The organism is Cupriavidus sp. C3SS-1, from assembly GCF_057073755.1.
In genome coordinates this window covers 355,949-369,484 of sequence record NZ_CP172699.1, presented here as the reverse complement: position 1 = coordinate 369,484, position 13,536 = coordinate 355,949, and the positions used below count along the sequence as shown (strand labels likewise).

Sequence of the window (13,536 nt, the reverse complement as noted above, 5' to 3'; positions counted from 1 at the left end):
CATCGTTTCGGATTGCCCGTGAACCAAGGAGCCAGAAGTGAATGCCATCGCCAGACCCGCGCCGGAAGGCGCCCCCGGCTTGCAGGCCGATCCTGATGCGAGCGAACGCGCGCGGCGCCGCGCGCTGGAAATCGAAGCCCAGGCACGGCGCGCCGAACGCCGCGAGGCGCTGCGCGCCGCCCTGCTCGGATGCATGCCGCCGCTGCTGGGCTTCGCGCTGTTCGTGCTGGCCTGGCACGGCATCGCCACGTTGATCCCCGCGCTGCCAACGCCGGGCGCCACCTGGCATGCCGCCGTGCCGCTGTTCGCCGACCCGTTCTACCGCAATGGCCCCAATGACCAGGGCATCGGCTGGAACGTGCTGGCATCGCTCGCGCGCGTGGGGGCTGGCTTCGGGCTGGCAGCACTGATTGGCATTCCGGCCGGCTTCATCCTCGGACGCTTCGCCTTCCTGAATGCGATGGCGTCGCCTGTGATCAGCCTGCTGCGGCCGGTGTCGCCGCTGGCGTGGCTGCCGATCGGGCTGCTGCTGTTCAAGGCGGCCAACCCGGCCGCGATCTGGGCCATCTTCATCTGCTCGATCTGGCCGATGGTGATCAATACCGCCGTGGGCGTCACGCGGGTGCCGCAGGACTACCTGAATGTGGCGCGCGTGCTGGACTTGTCCGAATGGAAGGTGTTCACGCGCGTGCTGTTCCCGGCGGTGCTGCCATACATGCTGACCGGCGTGCGGCTGTCGATCGGCACCGCGTGGCTCGTCATCGTCGCCGCGGAAATGCTGACCGGCGGCACCGGCATCGGCTTCTGGCTGTGGGACGAGTGGAACAACCTGAAGGTCGAGCACATCGTCATCGCCATCTTCGTCATCGGCGTGATCGGGCTGCTGCTGGAACACGCGCTGCTCGCGCTGGCCCGGCGCTTCAGCTACGGCAACCCCTGACTGCGCCGCGCGCAAACCCAACGGAAATCGCCATGAAAAAGTTCGTCAGCATCGAAAACGTCGGGCAGACCTTCAAGACGCGCAAGGGGCCGTTCGTGGCGCTGCGCGACATCGAACTGCAGATCGCGCAGGGTGAGTTCATCACGCTGATCGGCCACTCCGGCTGCGGCAAGTCCACGCTGCTGAACCTGGTCGCGGGCCTGGCCACGCCGACCACCGGGACGCTGATCTGCGCGGGCCGGGAAATCGCCGGCCCCGGGCCCGAGCGCGCGGTGGTATTCCAGAACCACTCGCTGCTGCCGTGGATGACCTGCTTCGACAACGTCCACCTGGGCGTGGAACGCGTGTTCGGCGGCAGCGAGAGCAAGGCGCAGCTCAGGGCGCGTACGCACGACACGCTGGCGCTGGTGGGCCTGGCCCACGCGGAAGGCAAGTTCCCGCACGAGATCTCGGGCGGCATGAAGCAGCGCGTGGGCATTGCGCGCGCGCTCGCCATGGCGCCCAAGGTGTTGCTGATGGACGAGCCGTTCGGCGCGCTCGACGCGCTCACGCGCGCACACCTGCAGGATGCCTTGCTCAAGATCGTGGAGCGGACGCGCAGCACCGTGGTCATGGTCACGCACGACGTGGACGAGGCCGTCCTGCTGGCCGACCGCATCGTGATGATGACCAACGGCCCGGCGGCCACGATCGGCGAAATCCTCAGCGTCGGCCTGCCGCGTCCGCGCGACCGCGTGGCGCTGGCCGAGGACAGGGACTACCACGCCTGCCGCACGGCGGTGCTGGATTTCCTCTATCGCAAGCAGCGCAACCCGGCCCTTCAGGAAGCGGCGTGAACGGCCACCGACGCGCCCGCCGCCATGGGCGTGGCGGCGGCGCTCCGCTATCATGAAGCGAAACACCAAACCCCACGCTGCCCGCCCATGACTGCATCCACCGCCACACCCGCCACGGGCCCGTTTTCAGCGGCCCGCTACATCAAGGAAATCGGTCGCGGCGTGAACGGCGCCCGCGCACTGCCGCGCGAAGACGCGCAAACCCTGTTCGACGCCATGCTGGCCGGGCGCGTATCCGACCTGGAACTGGGTGCCGTGCTGATGGCCTATCGCATCAAGGGCGAAGCCCCGCACGAACTGGCCGGCATGCTCGAGGCCGCGCACGCGCACTGCCAGCCGCTGGCCGCGCCGGGCGATCGACAGGTGGTAGTCATCCCCAGCTACAACGGCGCGCGCAAGCAGCCCAACCTGGTACCCTTGCTGGCCCTGCTGCTGGCTCGCGAGAATATTCCAGTGCTGGTGCACGGTTCGCGCGAATTCCAGGGCCGCGTGACTAGTCTGGCCCTGTTCGAGGCGCTGGGCGTACCGCTGTGCGCCACGACCGACGAGGCCACCGCGCGCCTGCGCGATGGCGATGGGGCGAATGGGCCGCTGGCGGTGGTGCCCGTGGATGTGCTCTCGCCGGGCCTGTCGCAGTTGCTGGACCGGCGCACGGTCATCGGCCTGCGCAATTCGTCGCACACCGTGGCCAAGATGCTGCAGCCGGTCGGCTCGCATTCGCCGGCCGAGGCCCTGCGCCTGTACAGCTACACGCACCCCGAGTACCGCGAAACGCTGACGGACTATTTCTCGCATGAGCCCGCCAATGTGCTGCTCGCCCGCGGCACCGAAGGCGAGGTGGTGGCCGACGCGCGCCGCGGCAGCCGCATCGACTGGCTGCATGACGGGCACCAGCAGACCCTGGTCGACCCGACCAGCGGATCGATTGCCGATGTGCCCGAGCTGCCCCAGGGCAGCGACGTGGCCGAGACGGCGGGCTGGACGCGCCAGGTGCTGGACGGCTCGGTGCCGGTGCCCGCGCCGATCGCAACGCAGGTGCGCGCCATCCAGGAATGCCTGCGCCAGGGCACGCGCGTGGCCTGGGCGAGTCCGCTCTGACCCCCAGGCGCTTCAGGTCTTGCGCGGCGGCAGCGGAATGCGCTCGGTCTCTCCGGGGACATGGGGGAAGCCATCGTCCTCCCAGCGCTGCGAAGCCGCCTCGATCGCTTCCTTGCTGCTGGCCACGAAGTTCCAGAAGATAAAGCGGTGACCGTCGGTGGGATCTCCGCCCAGCAGCATCACGCGCGCCGGCGCGGTGGCCGTCAGGGTGGCCGCCAGGCCGGGCGTCAGCACGACCATATGCTCGGCCGGCAGCGCTTCGCCGTCGAGCGCCACGCTGCCGTCGACCGGGTAGACGCCCCGCTCGGCATGGTCCGGCGGGATCTCCACGCTCGCGCCGGCATCGAGTTCAATCGCGACGTAGAGCGTGCGGCTGAATACCTTGACCGGCGATGTCTTGCCAAAGGCATCTCCGGCAATCACCGTCATGCGTACACCGGGCTGTTCGATTTTCGGCAGCGTGGCACCGGGATGATGGAAGAACGAGGGCGCCACGGTCTCATGGTCCTTCGGCAATGCCACCCAGGTCTGGATGCCATGCAGGCGCGCGCCGGCTTCGCGCACGGTCTCGGGCGAACGCTCCGAATGGACAATGCCGTTGCCCGCGGTCATCCAGTTGACGTCGCCGGGGCGAATGAGCTGCTCGCTGCCAAGGCTGTCGCGGTGCATGATCTCCCCGTCGAACAAGTAGGTCACCGTGGCGAGGCCGATATGCGGATGCGGCCGCACATCGGCACCGTGGCCAGGCGGCAGCGTCACCGGCCCCATATGGTCGAAGAAGATGAACGGGCCGACGGTCTGGGCGGCAGCGGCCGGCAGCAGGCGACGCACGGTGAAATCGCCCAGGTCTCGTACATGGGGCTTGAGCAGGTGTTCGATGGCAGACATAGCTCCTCCGGATCGTGGGGCAGGCTCTTGCACAAGCCGTGACGGGCTCGCGACGGCACTGTCAGTGTAGCGTCTGGCGCAATACTGTATCCCGCCGGCCGGTGCGAACCCCGAACCCTCACGGGCCTCTAACACAGGATATCGGAGCACCGGTATGCCGTCTTAGTACCTTGCCGCGCATAACACTATCCGAATATAGATGACAATCATCAGGAACTATCAAGGCGTTAGGGACTCCAATTAGCACTCACCCGGCTTGAGTGCTAAGATGTGTTGCAATGCTGTGCCGTCCCGTCCGGAGCGGCACACCGGCAACCGAACCGCCGGATGCGAAAGGAGTAATTGAGTGAACGCAGTCTTGCCTGCCGACCAAACCGTGCTGAACAGCCGTCTGCCGACGGCGCCCAAGCTGGCTGGAAGCTTTGCATTGACCTTCCCGGCCACCGTGGGCAACCTGGAAAGCTATATCCAGGCCATCCACCGCATTCCCCTGCTGACCGCCGAGGAAGAGCAGCGTCTCGCGCGCGAACTGCGCGACCATGATTCCGTAGATGCCGCACGCCAGCTGGTGATGTCCCACCTGCGCCTGGTGGTGTCGATCGCACGCCAGTACCTCGGGTATGGCCTGCCGCACGCTGACCTGATCCAGGAAGGCAATATCGGCCTGATGAAGGCCGTGAAGCGCTTCAACCCGGACCAGGGCGTGCGCCTGGTGTCGTACGCGATGCACTGGATCAAGGCCGAGATCCACGAGTACGTGCTGAAGAACTGGCGCATGGTCAAGGTGGCGACCACCAAGGCCCAGCGCAAGCTGTTCTTCAACCTGCGCAGCCACAAGAAGGGTGCCCATACCTTCACGCCGGAGCAGGTCGAAGCCGTTGCGCGCGAGCTCAACGTCAAGCCCGAAGAGGTGATGGAGATGGAAACCCGCCTGTCGGGTGGCGATCTCGCGCTGGAAGGGCAAATCGAAGACGGCGAGGAAGACTTCGCCCCGATCGCCTACCTGGCGGACAACCACAACGAGCCCACGCGGGTGCTGGAAGCCCAGCGTCACGACCGTATGCAGGTCGAGGGCCTGGAAGAAGCGCTGACGCGCCTGGACGACCGCAGCCGCCGCATCATCGAGGCGCGCTGGCTGAACGTCGAGGACGATGGCTCGGGCGGCGCCACGCTGCATGAGCTGGCCGATGAATTCGGCGTGTCGGCCGAACGGATTCGCCAGATCGAGGCGGCGGCCATGAAGAAGATGAAGGGCGCGCTGCAGGCGTTTGCCTGATCGCCGCCGCGCCAGCACAATCGCTGGCGCCATGCAAAAGGCCGGTCCACTGGACCGGCCTTTTTTCATTCCCGCGCCGCGCTCAGGACAGCAGCTGCTTGATATCGTGGGCAATCGGCTCTGGCCCTTGCCCGTGACGGATGAACAGCCGCAGCCGCCCTTCCGGGTCGAACACGTAGCTGCCGGCCGAGTGATCCATGGTGTAGTTGTTCGGCGAAGAACCCGGCACCTTCGCGTAGTACACCTTGAAATCCTTGGCGACCTTCTGCAGCGCCGCCTCGTCGGCCGGCCGCATGCCCAGGAAGCGCGGATCGAACGCCGGCACGTACTGCGCCAGCAGCGCCTGCGTATCGCGCTCCGGATCGACCGTGACGAACAGCACCTGCACCTTGTCGGCGTCCGGGCCGAGCTGCTCCATCACCGCCTTGAGTTCGGCCATGGTGGTCGGGCAGACGTCGGGACAATGCGTGTAGCCGAAGAACATCACCACGACCTTGCCCTTGAAGTCGGCGATCGTGCGCACCTTGCCGTTGTGGTCGGTCAGCGAAAAATCCTTGCCGAAGTCCGCGCCGCCGCTGATGTCGACGTTGCGGAACGAGGCCTTCTGCTGGCCGCAGGCGGCAAGCGCCAGCGCCAGGAAGGCCAGCGCGGCTAAACGGCGGAACGAGGCGAGGAGCCCGGAAGATTGGCTTGGCTTGTTCATGCAAGATTGGAAGTCGGGGCGCCGGCAAGACTGCGGTGGCGCGCGATGGCGAGGGCAGCACACAGTATCGCCCATCCGCGCCGTGCGGCACGGCGGCCGCGACAAGATGCCGCAGGCCGCGAACAAACGTGCCGCTCAGATCTGCGGCACGAACTTGAAGTAGTGATCGACCAGCAAAGCCGCGAACAGGATCGACAGGTACAGGATCGAGAAGCGGAAGGTGCGCTGCGCCAGTTCGTCGGAGTAATTGCGGTACAGCGTCCACGAGTACTTCAGGAACCAGGCGCCCAGCACCAGCGCGCTGACCAGGTAGATATAGCCGCACATGCCGTACACAAAAGGCAGCAGCGTCGCGGCGATCATGACCAGCGTGTACAGCAGGATATTGAGCAGCGTGTACTTTTCGCCGTGCGTAATCGGCAGCATCGGCAGCCCCGACTTGGCGTAGTCGGCACGGCGGTACAAGGCCAGCGCCCAGAAATGCGGCGGGGTCCACGTGAAGATGATCAGCACCAGGAACCAGGCCTCGGCCGGCACGTCGTTGGCCACGGCTGCCCAGCCGAGCGCCGGCGGCATGGCGCCCGACAGGCCGCCGATAACGATGTTCTGCGGCGTGGCCGGCTTGAGCAGGATGGTGTAGACGACGGCATAGCCCAGGAAGGTGGCGAAGGTCAGCCACATCGTCAGGTCGTTCGCGAACACGTGCAGCAGCCACATGCCGGCGCCACCCAGGACGGTCGAGAAGATCAGCGTCTGGGTAGTCGTGATCTCGCCGGTGGCCGACGGGCGCCAGGCTGTGCGGCGCATCAGCGCGTCGATCTTCTGCTCGACCAGGCAATTGATCGCGAACGCGGCCCCGGCCAGCAGCCAGATGCCTGCGCCGCCGCCGATCAGCACGCGCCACGGCACCATGCCCGGCGTGGCCAGGAACATGCCGATGATGGCGCAGAACACCGCGAGCTGCGTCACACGCGGCTTGGTCAGGGCGGCATATTGACGGACCAGGTGACGCACCCGGCCCACGGATTGGGATTGTGTTGCGGTTACCACGGGAGGGAGTTTGTCTTTCATGTGGCGCGAGCGGCAGTCGGCACGCTGGAAGCAGCGCCGGCGCGACGGGTCGCGAGTCCTATATTGTAGTTGAGTCGCACCAGCAGCAGCAGGAGCACCGCCGCGCCGCCATTGTGGGCCACCGCGGCCACCAGCGGCCAGTCCAGCACGATGTTCGAAAGTCCGGTGGCCAGTTGCAGCGCCAGCACGGCCAGCAGCCAGTGCGACGCGCTGCCCAGCCCTTCCAGCCGGCGCGCGCGCAGACCGAACCATGCCAGGTAGGCCAGCACGACCACGGCGAAGCAGCGGTGCACCCAGTGGATCGCCACCAGCGCCGCATGCGGAATGTAGTCGCCGTCAGCCGTCATGCCGAGCTGGCGCCATAGCGTGAAGCCGTGCGTAAAGTCCATCTCCGGCACCAGCCGGCCGTTGCACAGCGGGAAATCGGTGCAGGCCATCACCGCGTAATTGGTGCTGACCCAGCCGCCCAGGAAGATCTGGATCACCAGCAGCAGCAGCGCCAGGCGCGCGGGCCAGCGCAACGCCCCGGCCTGCGGCGCCACGGGATGCGGCGGATCATTGCGGGAACCGAGCCAGATCAGCGCCGCCAGCAGGCTCATGCCGAGCAGCAGGTGCGTCACGACGATGATTGGCTGCAGCTTCATGGTCACCGTGAAGGCGCCGAACGCGCCCTGCACGCACACCAGCAGCAGCACACTGGTGGCGAACCACGGCGACTGCTTCAGTTCCTTGCGCTTGACCCACGCCAGCACCATCAGCGTGATGATCAGCACGCCCACCGCCATGGCGAAATAGCGGTGGATCATCTCGATCCACGCCTTGGCCAGCGTCACCGGGCCGCTGGGCAGCGCGGTCTGGGCGGCGTGGATCGGCTCCATCGCCGCATGCGGGTTGGAATGGCCGTAGCAGCCCGGCCAGTCCGGGCAGCCGAGGCCGGAATCGGTCAGCCGCGTGAAGCTGCCGAACATGATCAGGTCGAGCGTCAGGAACGCGGTGATCCAGACCAGCTTGCGGTACTTGTTGCGGTCGCCGCGGACCAGCACGTAAGAGACCGGGAACAGCGCGATCAGGATGCCGATGATGGCGAGTTGAAGCAGCATGCCAGTCGTTCCCTCAGCCGATGCGCGAGACCCGGAGCAGCTTCTTGAGATCGCCGCTCATCTTCTTGGGGTCGGGGTCCTTCGGGAAGCGCATCATCAGGTTGCCAAGCGGATCGACCAGGAAGATGGTGTCCTCGATGCGGCCGCCCTCGGTCGCGGGTATCCATTGACGCGCCACGTCAGGCGCAATGCGAAGGAAGCGCACGCCGGCGTAGGGCTCGTTGTAGGCCGCGGACAGGCGTTCGTCGACAGCGCCTTCGTCCGTGATCAGCCATACCGGCACGATCCGTTCGCGGTCCTGGCCCTGACCCGCGCGGATCTGGCGGATGGTGAACAGCTTCTTTGCGCACGCTTCGTCGCAGGCCGACCCATCGGCCGTTACCAGCAGCCACTTGCCGCGGAAACTTTCGAGCGGCACGGCTTCGGCGCGCTCGTTGGCGACGCGAACGGCGGGCATCGGACGCTGGGGATCGATCAGCGCGCCATAGTTGGTGGCGCCGCCCGTCGGCTTGAAGACATAGAAGGTCAGGTAGGACGCGATCACCGGCGATGCGCACACCAGCAGCAGCATCAGCATCTGGATGCGGCCGCGGCGGGTGCGGGCGTCGATGCGCGAATCCGGCGCCGGTGCCGTGCCGGCCGGAGCCGGGGCGGAGTCTTGGTGTGGCATGCGTACGTCTGTCGTTCGTTGGTCGTGGCCAGTTGGCCGTCAATTGGGTCCTGCCCCGGCAAGCCGGCGCGCGCGGCGCCAGCCCAGCGCAATCACCAGCACCAGCGTCAGCGCGGCCAGGCCGAACCACTGGAAGGCGTAGCCGTAGTGCCGGTCGGCGCCCAGATCAGCGGGCGCCCAGTCGCGGGCTAGGCCGTCGCCAGTATCGGTGCGCTGCTCGATCACGATCGGCTGCAACGCCACGCCGGTCTCGGCCGCGTAGGCGGCAAGGTCCACGTTCTGCCGAATCCGATGGCCGGCTTCGGCGCTTGCGTCCTGGCCCAGGCTATAGACCCTGGGCACCGCCGCAAGTGCCGTGCCTTCGACGGTGACGTCACCGGCTGGCGTAGCGAATGGCGCAATGCGCGTGCGGTCCTGGACATCGCGCGGCAGCCAGCCACGCAACACCAGCACGCTGCGGGCGGCGGCGCCATCACTCCGGATCTGCAAGGGCGTCAGCACCAGGAAGCCGGCGCGGCTGTCGGAACCATTGCCGTGGGGGCGATTATCCAACAAGACGGTCCGGTCCGCGTCAAAACGTCCGGTGACGCGCACGGTGCGGTCGGCCAGGCCGCCCGGCGCGGGTGCCGTGGTCAACGTCACCGGCGGCTGTGCGGCCAGTGCCTGCAGCCGTTCGGCACGCGCGATCTTCTCGTGCGCGCGGTTGAGCTGCCAGTTGCCGAGCATGCAGGTCGCCGCGATCACCACCGCGGCCGCAACCGTCGGTACCGGACTCAGGGCGCGCCAAAGCTTCATCGGTCCGCTCCCGTGGCATACGGCGACATGCCGGCGGTGCGATAATGGCCCTTTCCGCCCCCGAGCCCGCGGCACGCATCGTACGTATCGTACGTATCGCGGCCAGCCTGCCCCGCCATGCGCTTTGTCATCATCGTCGCCTTTCTCCTGATCATTGGCAGCCTGGCCTCGGCCCTCTTCTTCATGATGCGCGACCGCGGCAGGACGCCGAACATGATGCGCTCGCTGATGCTGCGCGTGGGCTTCTCGGTAGCGCTGTTCCTGTTCATCCTGTTCTCGAACTGGATGGGCTGGATCCACAGCACCGGCATCCGCATGAATCCCTAGACGCCTCGTCTTCCGAAACCGCAAAAAACAAGCGCCGCAGGCTGGGTTTCCCTCCTGCGGCGCTTCTGTTTTGTGGTCCCGCCGCGGAAGGCGCTTCAGGCCTTCCGCCGGTACGACAAATTGCTGCTTACAGCCAGTACACCACGATGTAGAGAAACAGCCACACCACGTCAACGAAGTGCCAGTACCAGGCGGCGCCTTCGAACGCAAAGTGATGCTCGGGCGTGAAATGGCCCTTGAGCACGCGAATCAGCACGACGGTCAGCATGATCGCGCCCATGGTCACGTGGAAGCCGTGGAAGCCGGTCAGCAGGAAGAACGTGGAACCGTACACGCCCGAGGTGAGCTTCAGGTTCAGTTCCGAGTAAGCGTGCATGTACTCGTACGCCTGGAAGCACATGAAGATCGCGCCGAGCAGGATGGTCAGCACCAGCCCCTGGATCAGCTGGCTGCGCTTGCCTGCCAGCAGCGCGTGGTGCGCCCAGGTCAGCGTCACGCCCGACATCAGCAGCAGTGCCGTGTTGATGGTCGGGATCGGCCACGGACCCATGGTCTGGAAGGTCTCGACCACGCCGGCGGGGCCGGTGTTGGGCCATACGGCGGCGAAGTCAGGCCACAGGATCTTGTTGTCGAGGTCGCCCAGCCACGGCATGGCGATGGTGCGGGCATAGAACAGCGCGCCGAAGAAGGCCGCGAAGAACATCACTTCGGAGAAGATGAACCAGCCCATCGACCAGCGGAACGACAGGTCGATGTTCTTGCCGTACATGCCCCCTTCGGATTCACCGATGGCGTCGCCGAACCAGCTCTTGAGCACGAACAGGAACCACAGCAGGCCGAAGCCGCACAGGTACGGCGCCCAGTGCTGTCCGTTCACCCAGCCGGCAGCGCCGGCGCCGGTCATCAGCAGGCCGATGGCTGCCGTGATCGGGTGGCGCGACGGTCCCGGTACGAAGTAGTACGGAGCGTTTGCGCGATTCGCACTCATTCTTTTATCTCCAGCTCAGAGTCTTGGTTCAATCGTTATATCGGCACACCCGGCGGCCTTGTCTCCCTGGCCGCCGGCGGCACTGCTTTTCTGTCTACCCTACCTGCCCTGCTAGGCCGCGGCCGAACTGACCACGACCCGTACGATCGTGACCAGGATCGCGATGAACACAACCGCCGCGATCACCCCGGCAATGACCACATGCACCGGGTTCAGCCTGGCCATGTCGCTCTCGTGCTCCGCGCCCTTGCGCAGGCCGATGAACGACCACAACACCGCACGCATGGTCTGCGCGAACGACATCTTGCGCTTGACCGCGTCTTTCAACTCGTCCACGGCGTTTCCTCCTGCCTCAGCCGCCGCTGCGCGCCGCAGGCGGGCTTTCCAGCGCGCCCTGCGGTGCCTGCGCCACCGGCGTACCCACTTCAAAGAAGGTGTACGACAGCGTGATGTTCTTCACGTCCTTCGGCAGCTTCGGATCGATCACGAATACCACCGGCATCTCGCGTGCTTCCTTGGCCTTGAGCGTCTGCTGCTTGAAGCAGAAGCACTCGAGCTTCTTGAAGTACTCGGTCGCCTGCTTGGGCGCGTAGCTCGGGATCGCCTGCGCCGAGATATCGCGCGACTGCCCGTTGGCCACCTCGTAGACGATCGTCACCATCTCGCCCGGATGCACTTGCATGCTGTTCTTCACCGGACGGAAGGCAAAGGGACCGCGCGCGTTCGAATCGAACTCCACCGTGACGGTGCGGCTCGTGTCGACCTGCGTGTTCTTGAGCGAGCCGCCATACAGCTCGCGCGTGGTCACCACGTTGATCCCGGTGAGGTCGCAGATCTTCTTGTACAGCGGCACCAGCGCGTAGCCAAAGCCGAACATCACGCCAACGATCACGACCAGCCGCAGCATCATGCCGCGGTTGAACCGCTTGTCGGCTTCCCTGCCCTGACCTTGCTGCTGCTCCTGCTGATCGACGCTCATCCCGCTTCCCCGCTACCCCGCAGCTTCAGCCAAGGAACACCATCTTGGCGAAGAACCCCAGAAAGAAAACCACCACGATGGAAAACAGGATCAGTCCCAGGCGCCGGTTGGCGGCTTTCTGGCCTGCTTGCGATGGTTTTTTTTGTGGAGCCTGCATCTTCTGCATCTTGTATTACCTGCCGGCACGGAAGGCGGCTGGCGCCCTCCGTGCCTTGTTGCGTTCAGTGCTTAGCGAACTTGCGGCGGCACTTCAAAGGTGTGGAACGGCGCCGGCGACGGCACGGTCCACTCCAGGCCCTCGGCACCATCCCAGGGCTTGTCCGCGGCCTTCTCGCCGCCACGGTAGGACGGCAGCACCACGAAGAAGAAGAAGTACACCTGCATCAGGCCGAAGCCCAGTGCCCCGATCGACGCGATCGCGTTGAAGTCCGCGAACTGGGTCGGATAATCGGCATAGCGGCGCGGCATGCCGGCCAGGCCCAGGAAGTGCATCGGGAAGAAGGTCACGTTGAAGAAGATCAGCGAACCCCAGAAGTGGATCTGGCCGCGGGTTTCGTTGTACATGAAACCGCTCCACTTCGGACCCCAGTAGTAGAAGCCCGCGAACAGCGCGAACAGCGAGCCGGCCACCAGCACGTAGTGGAAGTGCGCCACGATGAAGTAGGTGTCCTGCAACTGGATGTCGATCGGGGCGACCGCCGGCATCAGGCCGGTGAAGCCGCCGATGGTGAATACGAAGATGAAGCCGATCGCGAACAGCATCGGGGTCTCGAAGGTCATCGAGCCGCGCCACATCGTCGCAATCCAGTTGAAGATCTTCACGGCCGTCGGCACCGCGATCAGCATGGTCGCGTACATGAAGAACAGCTGGCCCGTCACCGGCATGCCGGTCGTGAACATGTGGTGTGCCCACACGATGAACGACAGGATGGCGATCGACGCCGTGGCGTACACCATCGAGCTGTAGCCGAACAGGCGCTTGCGCGCGAAGGCCGGTACCACGTGCGAGATGATGCCGAACGCCGGCAGGATCATGATGTACACCTCGGGATGCCCGAAGAACCAGAAGATATGCTGGTACATCACCGGGTCGCCACCGCCCGCGGCCGAGAAGAAGCTCGTGCCGAAGTGGCGGTCGGTCAGCACCATGGTGATGGCGCCGGCCAGCACGGGCATCACGGCGATCAGCAGGTAGGCGGTGATCAGCCAGGTCCAGCAGAACATCGGCATCCGCATCAGCGTCATGCCCGGGGCGCGCATGTTGAGGATGGTCACGATGATGTTGATCGAGCCCATGATCGACGACGCGCCCATGATGTGCATGGCGAAAATGGCCATGTCCATGCCCGGACCCATCTGCACCGACAGCGGCGCATACAGCGTCCAGCCGGCGGCGGTGGCGCCGCCCGGCGCGAAGAACGAGCCGGCCAGCAGCAGCGCGGCCGGCGGCATCAGCCAGAAGCTGAAGTTGTTCATGCGCGCGAACGCCATGTCGGAGGCGCCGATCTGCAGCGGGATCATCCAGTTGGCGAAGCCGACGAAGGCCGGCATGATCGCGCCGAACACCATGACCAGGCCGTGCATGGTGGTGAACTGGTTGAACAGTTCGGGGCGGAAGAACTGCAGGCCCGGCTCGAACAGCTCCAGGCGGATCAGCAGCGCCAGCACGCCGCCAGACAGCAGCATGGTGAACGAAAACAGCAGGTACAGCGTGCCGATGTCCTTGTGGTTGGTCGCGAACAACCAGCGGCGCCAGCCATGCGGGTGATCGTGCGCGTGATCGTCGTGCGCGTGATCGTGCGGATGGCCGATTGCGTCGTGGGTAGCAGTACTCATCGCAAATGCTCCTCTAATCCTGTCCTGTC

At 65.7% G+C, this 13,536-nt stretch carries 16 protein-coding genes; 5 read left to right on the top strand and 11 right to left on the bottom strand.

Going from position 1 to position 13,536, the window contains the following annotated elements:
- The first annotated feature begins 37 nt into the window (after positions 1 to 37).
- The 3 genes from ntrB (at position 38) to ybiB (ending at position 2,874) form a co-directional block, all read left to right on the top strand.
- On the top strand, positions 38 to 940 hold the full coding sequence (gene ntrB, locus ACIGJC_RS01755; protein WP_483710317.1) for a nitrate ABC transporter permease: 903 nt from the start codon (positions 38 to 40) through the stop codon (positions 938 to 940).
- 32 nt (positions 941 to 972) lie between these two features.
- Entirely contained in the window at positions 973 to 1,776 is an 804-nt protein-coding gene (locus ACIGJC_RS01750; RefSeq protein ID WP_483710316.1) for an ABC transporter ATP-binding protein, read from the top strand.
- An 87-nt stretch (positions 1,777 to 1,863) separates the two neighbouring features.
- On the top strand, positions 1,864 to 2,874 hold the full coding sequence (gene ybiB, locus ACIGJC_RS01745) for a DNA-binding protein YbiB (RefSeq protein ID WP_483710315.1): 1,011 nt from the start codon (positions 1,864 to 1,866) through the stop codon (positions 2,872 to 2,874).
- A 12-nt stretch (positions 2,875 to 2,886) separates the two neighbouring features.
- Here ybiB and ACIGJC_RS01740 read toward each other — a convergent pair whose 3' ends face one another.
- Positions 2,887 to 3,762: a pirin family protein gene (locus tag ACIGJC_RS01740; RefSeq protein ID WP_483710314.1), complete on the bottom strand. Its 876-nt coding sequence runs from the start codon at positions 3,760 to 3,762 to the stop codon at positions 2,887 to 2,889.
- Positions 3,763 to 4,108: 346 nt separating this feature from the next.
- Here ACIGJC_RS01740 and rpoH point away from each other — a divergent pair, with 346 nt between their 5' ends.
- The gene (gene rpoH / locus ACIGJC_RS01735; protein WP_483710313.1) at positions 4,109 to 5,038 is read left to right on the top strand and encodes an RNA polymerase sigma factor RpoH; all 930 of its coding nucleotides are present in this window, start codon (positions 4,109 to 4,111) and stop codon (positions 5,036 to 5,038) included.
- Positions 5,039 to 5,120: 82 nt separating this feature from the next.
- On the opposite strand, the gene ACIGJC_RS01730 is transcribed toward rpoH, so the two are convergent.
- From ACIGJC_RS01730 to ACIGJC_RS01710, 5 genes are all read right to left on the bottom strand, one after another.
- On the bottom strand, positions 5,121 to 5,741 hold the full coding sequence (locus tag ACIGJC_RS01730) for an SCO family protein (protein ID WP_483710312.1): 621 nt from the start codon (positions 5,739 to 5,741) through the stop codon (positions 5,121 to 5,123).
- A gap of 135 nt (positions 5,742 to 5,876) precedes the next feature.
- Positions 5,877 to 6,812: a heme o synthase gene (locus ACIGJC_RS01725; protein ID WP_483710311.1), complete on the bottom strand. Its 936-nt coding sequence runs from the start codon at positions 6,810 to 6,812 to the stop codon at positions 5,877 to 5,879.
- Positions 6,809 to 7,912, bottom strand: coding sequence for a COX15/CtaA family protein (locus tag ACIGJC_RS01720; RefSeq protein WP_483710310.1), 1,104 nt, complete (start codon positions 7,910 to 7,912; stop codon positions 6,809 to 6,811). The genes ACIGJC_RS01725 and ACIGJC_RS01720 overlap by 4 nt, the downstream gene beginning before the upstream one ends.
- A gap of 13 nt (positions 7,913 to 7,925) precedes the next feature.
- Positions 7,926 to 8,582: an SCO family protein gene (locus ACIGJC_RS01715; protein WP_483710309.1), complete on the bottom strand. Its 657-nt coding sequence runs from the start codon at positions 8,580 to 8,582 to the stop codon at positions 7,926 to 7,928.
- A gap of 39 nt (positions 8,583 to 8,621) precedes the next feature.
- Positions 8,622 to 9,377: an SURF1 family protein gene (locus ACIGJC_RS01710; protein WP_483710308.1), complete on the bottom strand. Its 756-nt coding sequence runs from the start codon at positions 9,375 to 9,377 to the stop codon at positions 8,622 to 8,624.
- A gap of 117 nt (positions 9,378 to 9,494) precedes the next feature.
- Here ACIGJC_RS01710 and ACIGJC_RS01705 point away from each other — a divergent pair, with 117 nt between their 5' ends.
- Positions 9,495 to 9,704 carry a twin transmembrane helix small protein gene (locus tag ACIGJC_RS01705; protein WP_211947067.1) on the top strand — a complete coding sequence of 70 codons (210 nt, stop codon included), beginning with the start codon at positions 9,495 to 9,497 and terminating at the stop codon, positions 9,702 to 9,704.
- Between the two features lie 127 nt (positions 9,705 to 9,831).
- On the opposite strand, the gene ACIGJC_RS01700 is transcribed toward ACIGJC_RS01705, so the two are convergent.
- The 5 genes from ACIGJC_RS01700 to ctaD all read right to left on the bottom strand — a co-directional run bounded on the left by ACIGJC_RS01700 (position 9,832) and on the right by ctaD (position 13,507).
- Entirely contained in the window at positions 9,832 to 10,692 is an 861-nt protein-coding gene (locus ACIGJC_RS01700) for a cytochrome c oxidase subunit 3 (protein ID WP_483710307.1), read from the bottom strand.
- Between the two features lie 111 nt (positions 10,693 to 10,803).
- A complete protein-coding gene (locus tag ACIGJC_RS01695; RefSeq protein WP_483710306.1) occupies positions 10,804 to 11,028 on the bottom strand; it encodes a DUF2970 domain-containing protein in 225 nt (74 codons plus the stop codon).
- Positions 11,029 to 11,044: 16 nt separating this feature from the next.
- A complete protein-coding gene (locus ACIGJC_RS01690; RefSeq protein ID WP_483710305.1) occupies positions 11,045 to 11,671 on the bottom strand; it encodes a cytochrome c oxidase assembly protein in 627 nt (208 codons plus the stop codon).
- Positions 11,672 to 11,696: 25 nt separating this feature from the next.
- The gene (locus ACIGJC_RS01685; protein WP_483711445.1) at positions 11,697 to 11,828 is read right to left on the bottom strand and encodes a cytochrome oxidase small assembly protein; all 132 of its coding nucleotides are present in this window, start codon (positions 11,826 to 11,828) and stop codon (positions 11,697 to 11,699) included.
- A gap of 71 nt (positions 11,829 to 11,899) precedes the next feature.
- The gene (gene ctaD, locus ACIGJC_RS01680) at positions 11,900 to 13,507 is read right to left on the bottom strand and encodes a cytochrome c oxidase subunit I (RefSeq protein WP_483710304.1); all 1,608 of its coding nucleotides are present in this window, start codon (positions 13,505 to 13,507) and stop codon (positions 11,900 to 11,902) included.
- Positions 13,508 to 13,536: the final 29 nt, after the last annotated feature.

What these genes read in the sequence shown, in the direction of transcription:
- ACIGJC_RS01750 (WP_483710316.1), top strand. Translation starts at nt 973, where the DNA reads ATGAAAAAGTTCGTCAGCATCGAAAACGTCGGGCAGACCTTCAAGACG.
- ybiB (WP_483710315.1), top strand. Translation starts at nt 1,864, where the DNA reads ATGACTGCATCCACCGCCACACCCGCCACGGGCCCGTTTTCAGCGGCC.
- ACIGJC_RS01740 (WP_483710314.1), bottom strand. Translation starts at nt 3,762, where the DNA reads ATGTCTGCCATCGAACACCTGCTCAAGCCCCATGTACGAGACCTGGGC.
- ACIGJC_RS01730 (WP_483710312.1), bottom strand. Translation starts at nt 5,741, where the DNA reads ATGAACAAGCCAAGCCAATCTTCCGGGCTCCTCGCCTCGTTCCGCCGT.
- ACIGJC_RS01725 (WP_483710311.1), bottom strand. Translation starts at nt 6,812, where the DNA reads ATGAAAGACAAACTCCCTCCCGTGGTAACCGCAACACAATCCCAATCC.
- ACIGJC_RS01720 (WP_483710310.1), bottom strand. Translation starts at nt 7,912, where the DNA reads ATGCTGCTTCAACTCGCCATCATCGGCATCCTGATCGCGCTGTTCCCG.
- ACIGJC_RS01715 (WP_483710309.1), bottom strand. Translation starts at nt 8,582, where the DNA reads ATGCCACACCAAGACTCCGCCCCGGCTCCGGCCGGCACGGCACCGGCG.
- ACIGJC_RS01710 (WP_483710308.1), bottom strand. Translation starts at nt 9,377, where the DNA reads ATGAAGCTTTGGCGCGCCCTGAGTCCGGTACCGACGGTTGCGGCCGCG.
- ACIGJC_RS01705 (WP_211947067.1), top strand. Translation starts at nt 9,495, where the DNA reads ATGCGCTTTGTCATCATCGTCGCCTTTCTCCTGATCATTGGCAGCCTG.
- ACIGJC_RS01700 (WP_483710307.1), bottom strand. Translation starts at nt 10,692, where the DNA reads ATGAGTGCGAATCGCGCAAACGCTCCGTACTACTTCGTACCGGGACCG.
- ACIGJC_RS01690 (WP_483710305.1), bottom strand. Translation starts at nt 11,671, where the DNA reads ATGAGCGTCGATCAGCAGGAGCAGCAGCAAGGTCAGGGCAGGGAAGCC.
- ACIGJC_RS01685 (WP_483711445.1), bottom strand. Translation starts at nt 11,828, where the DNA reads ATGCAGGCTCCACAAAAAAAACCATCGCAAGCAGGCCAGAAAGCCGCC.
- ctaD (WP_483710304.1), bottom strand. Translation starts at nt 13,507, where the DNA reads ATGAGTACTGCTACCCACGACGCAATCGGCCATCCGCACGATCACGCG.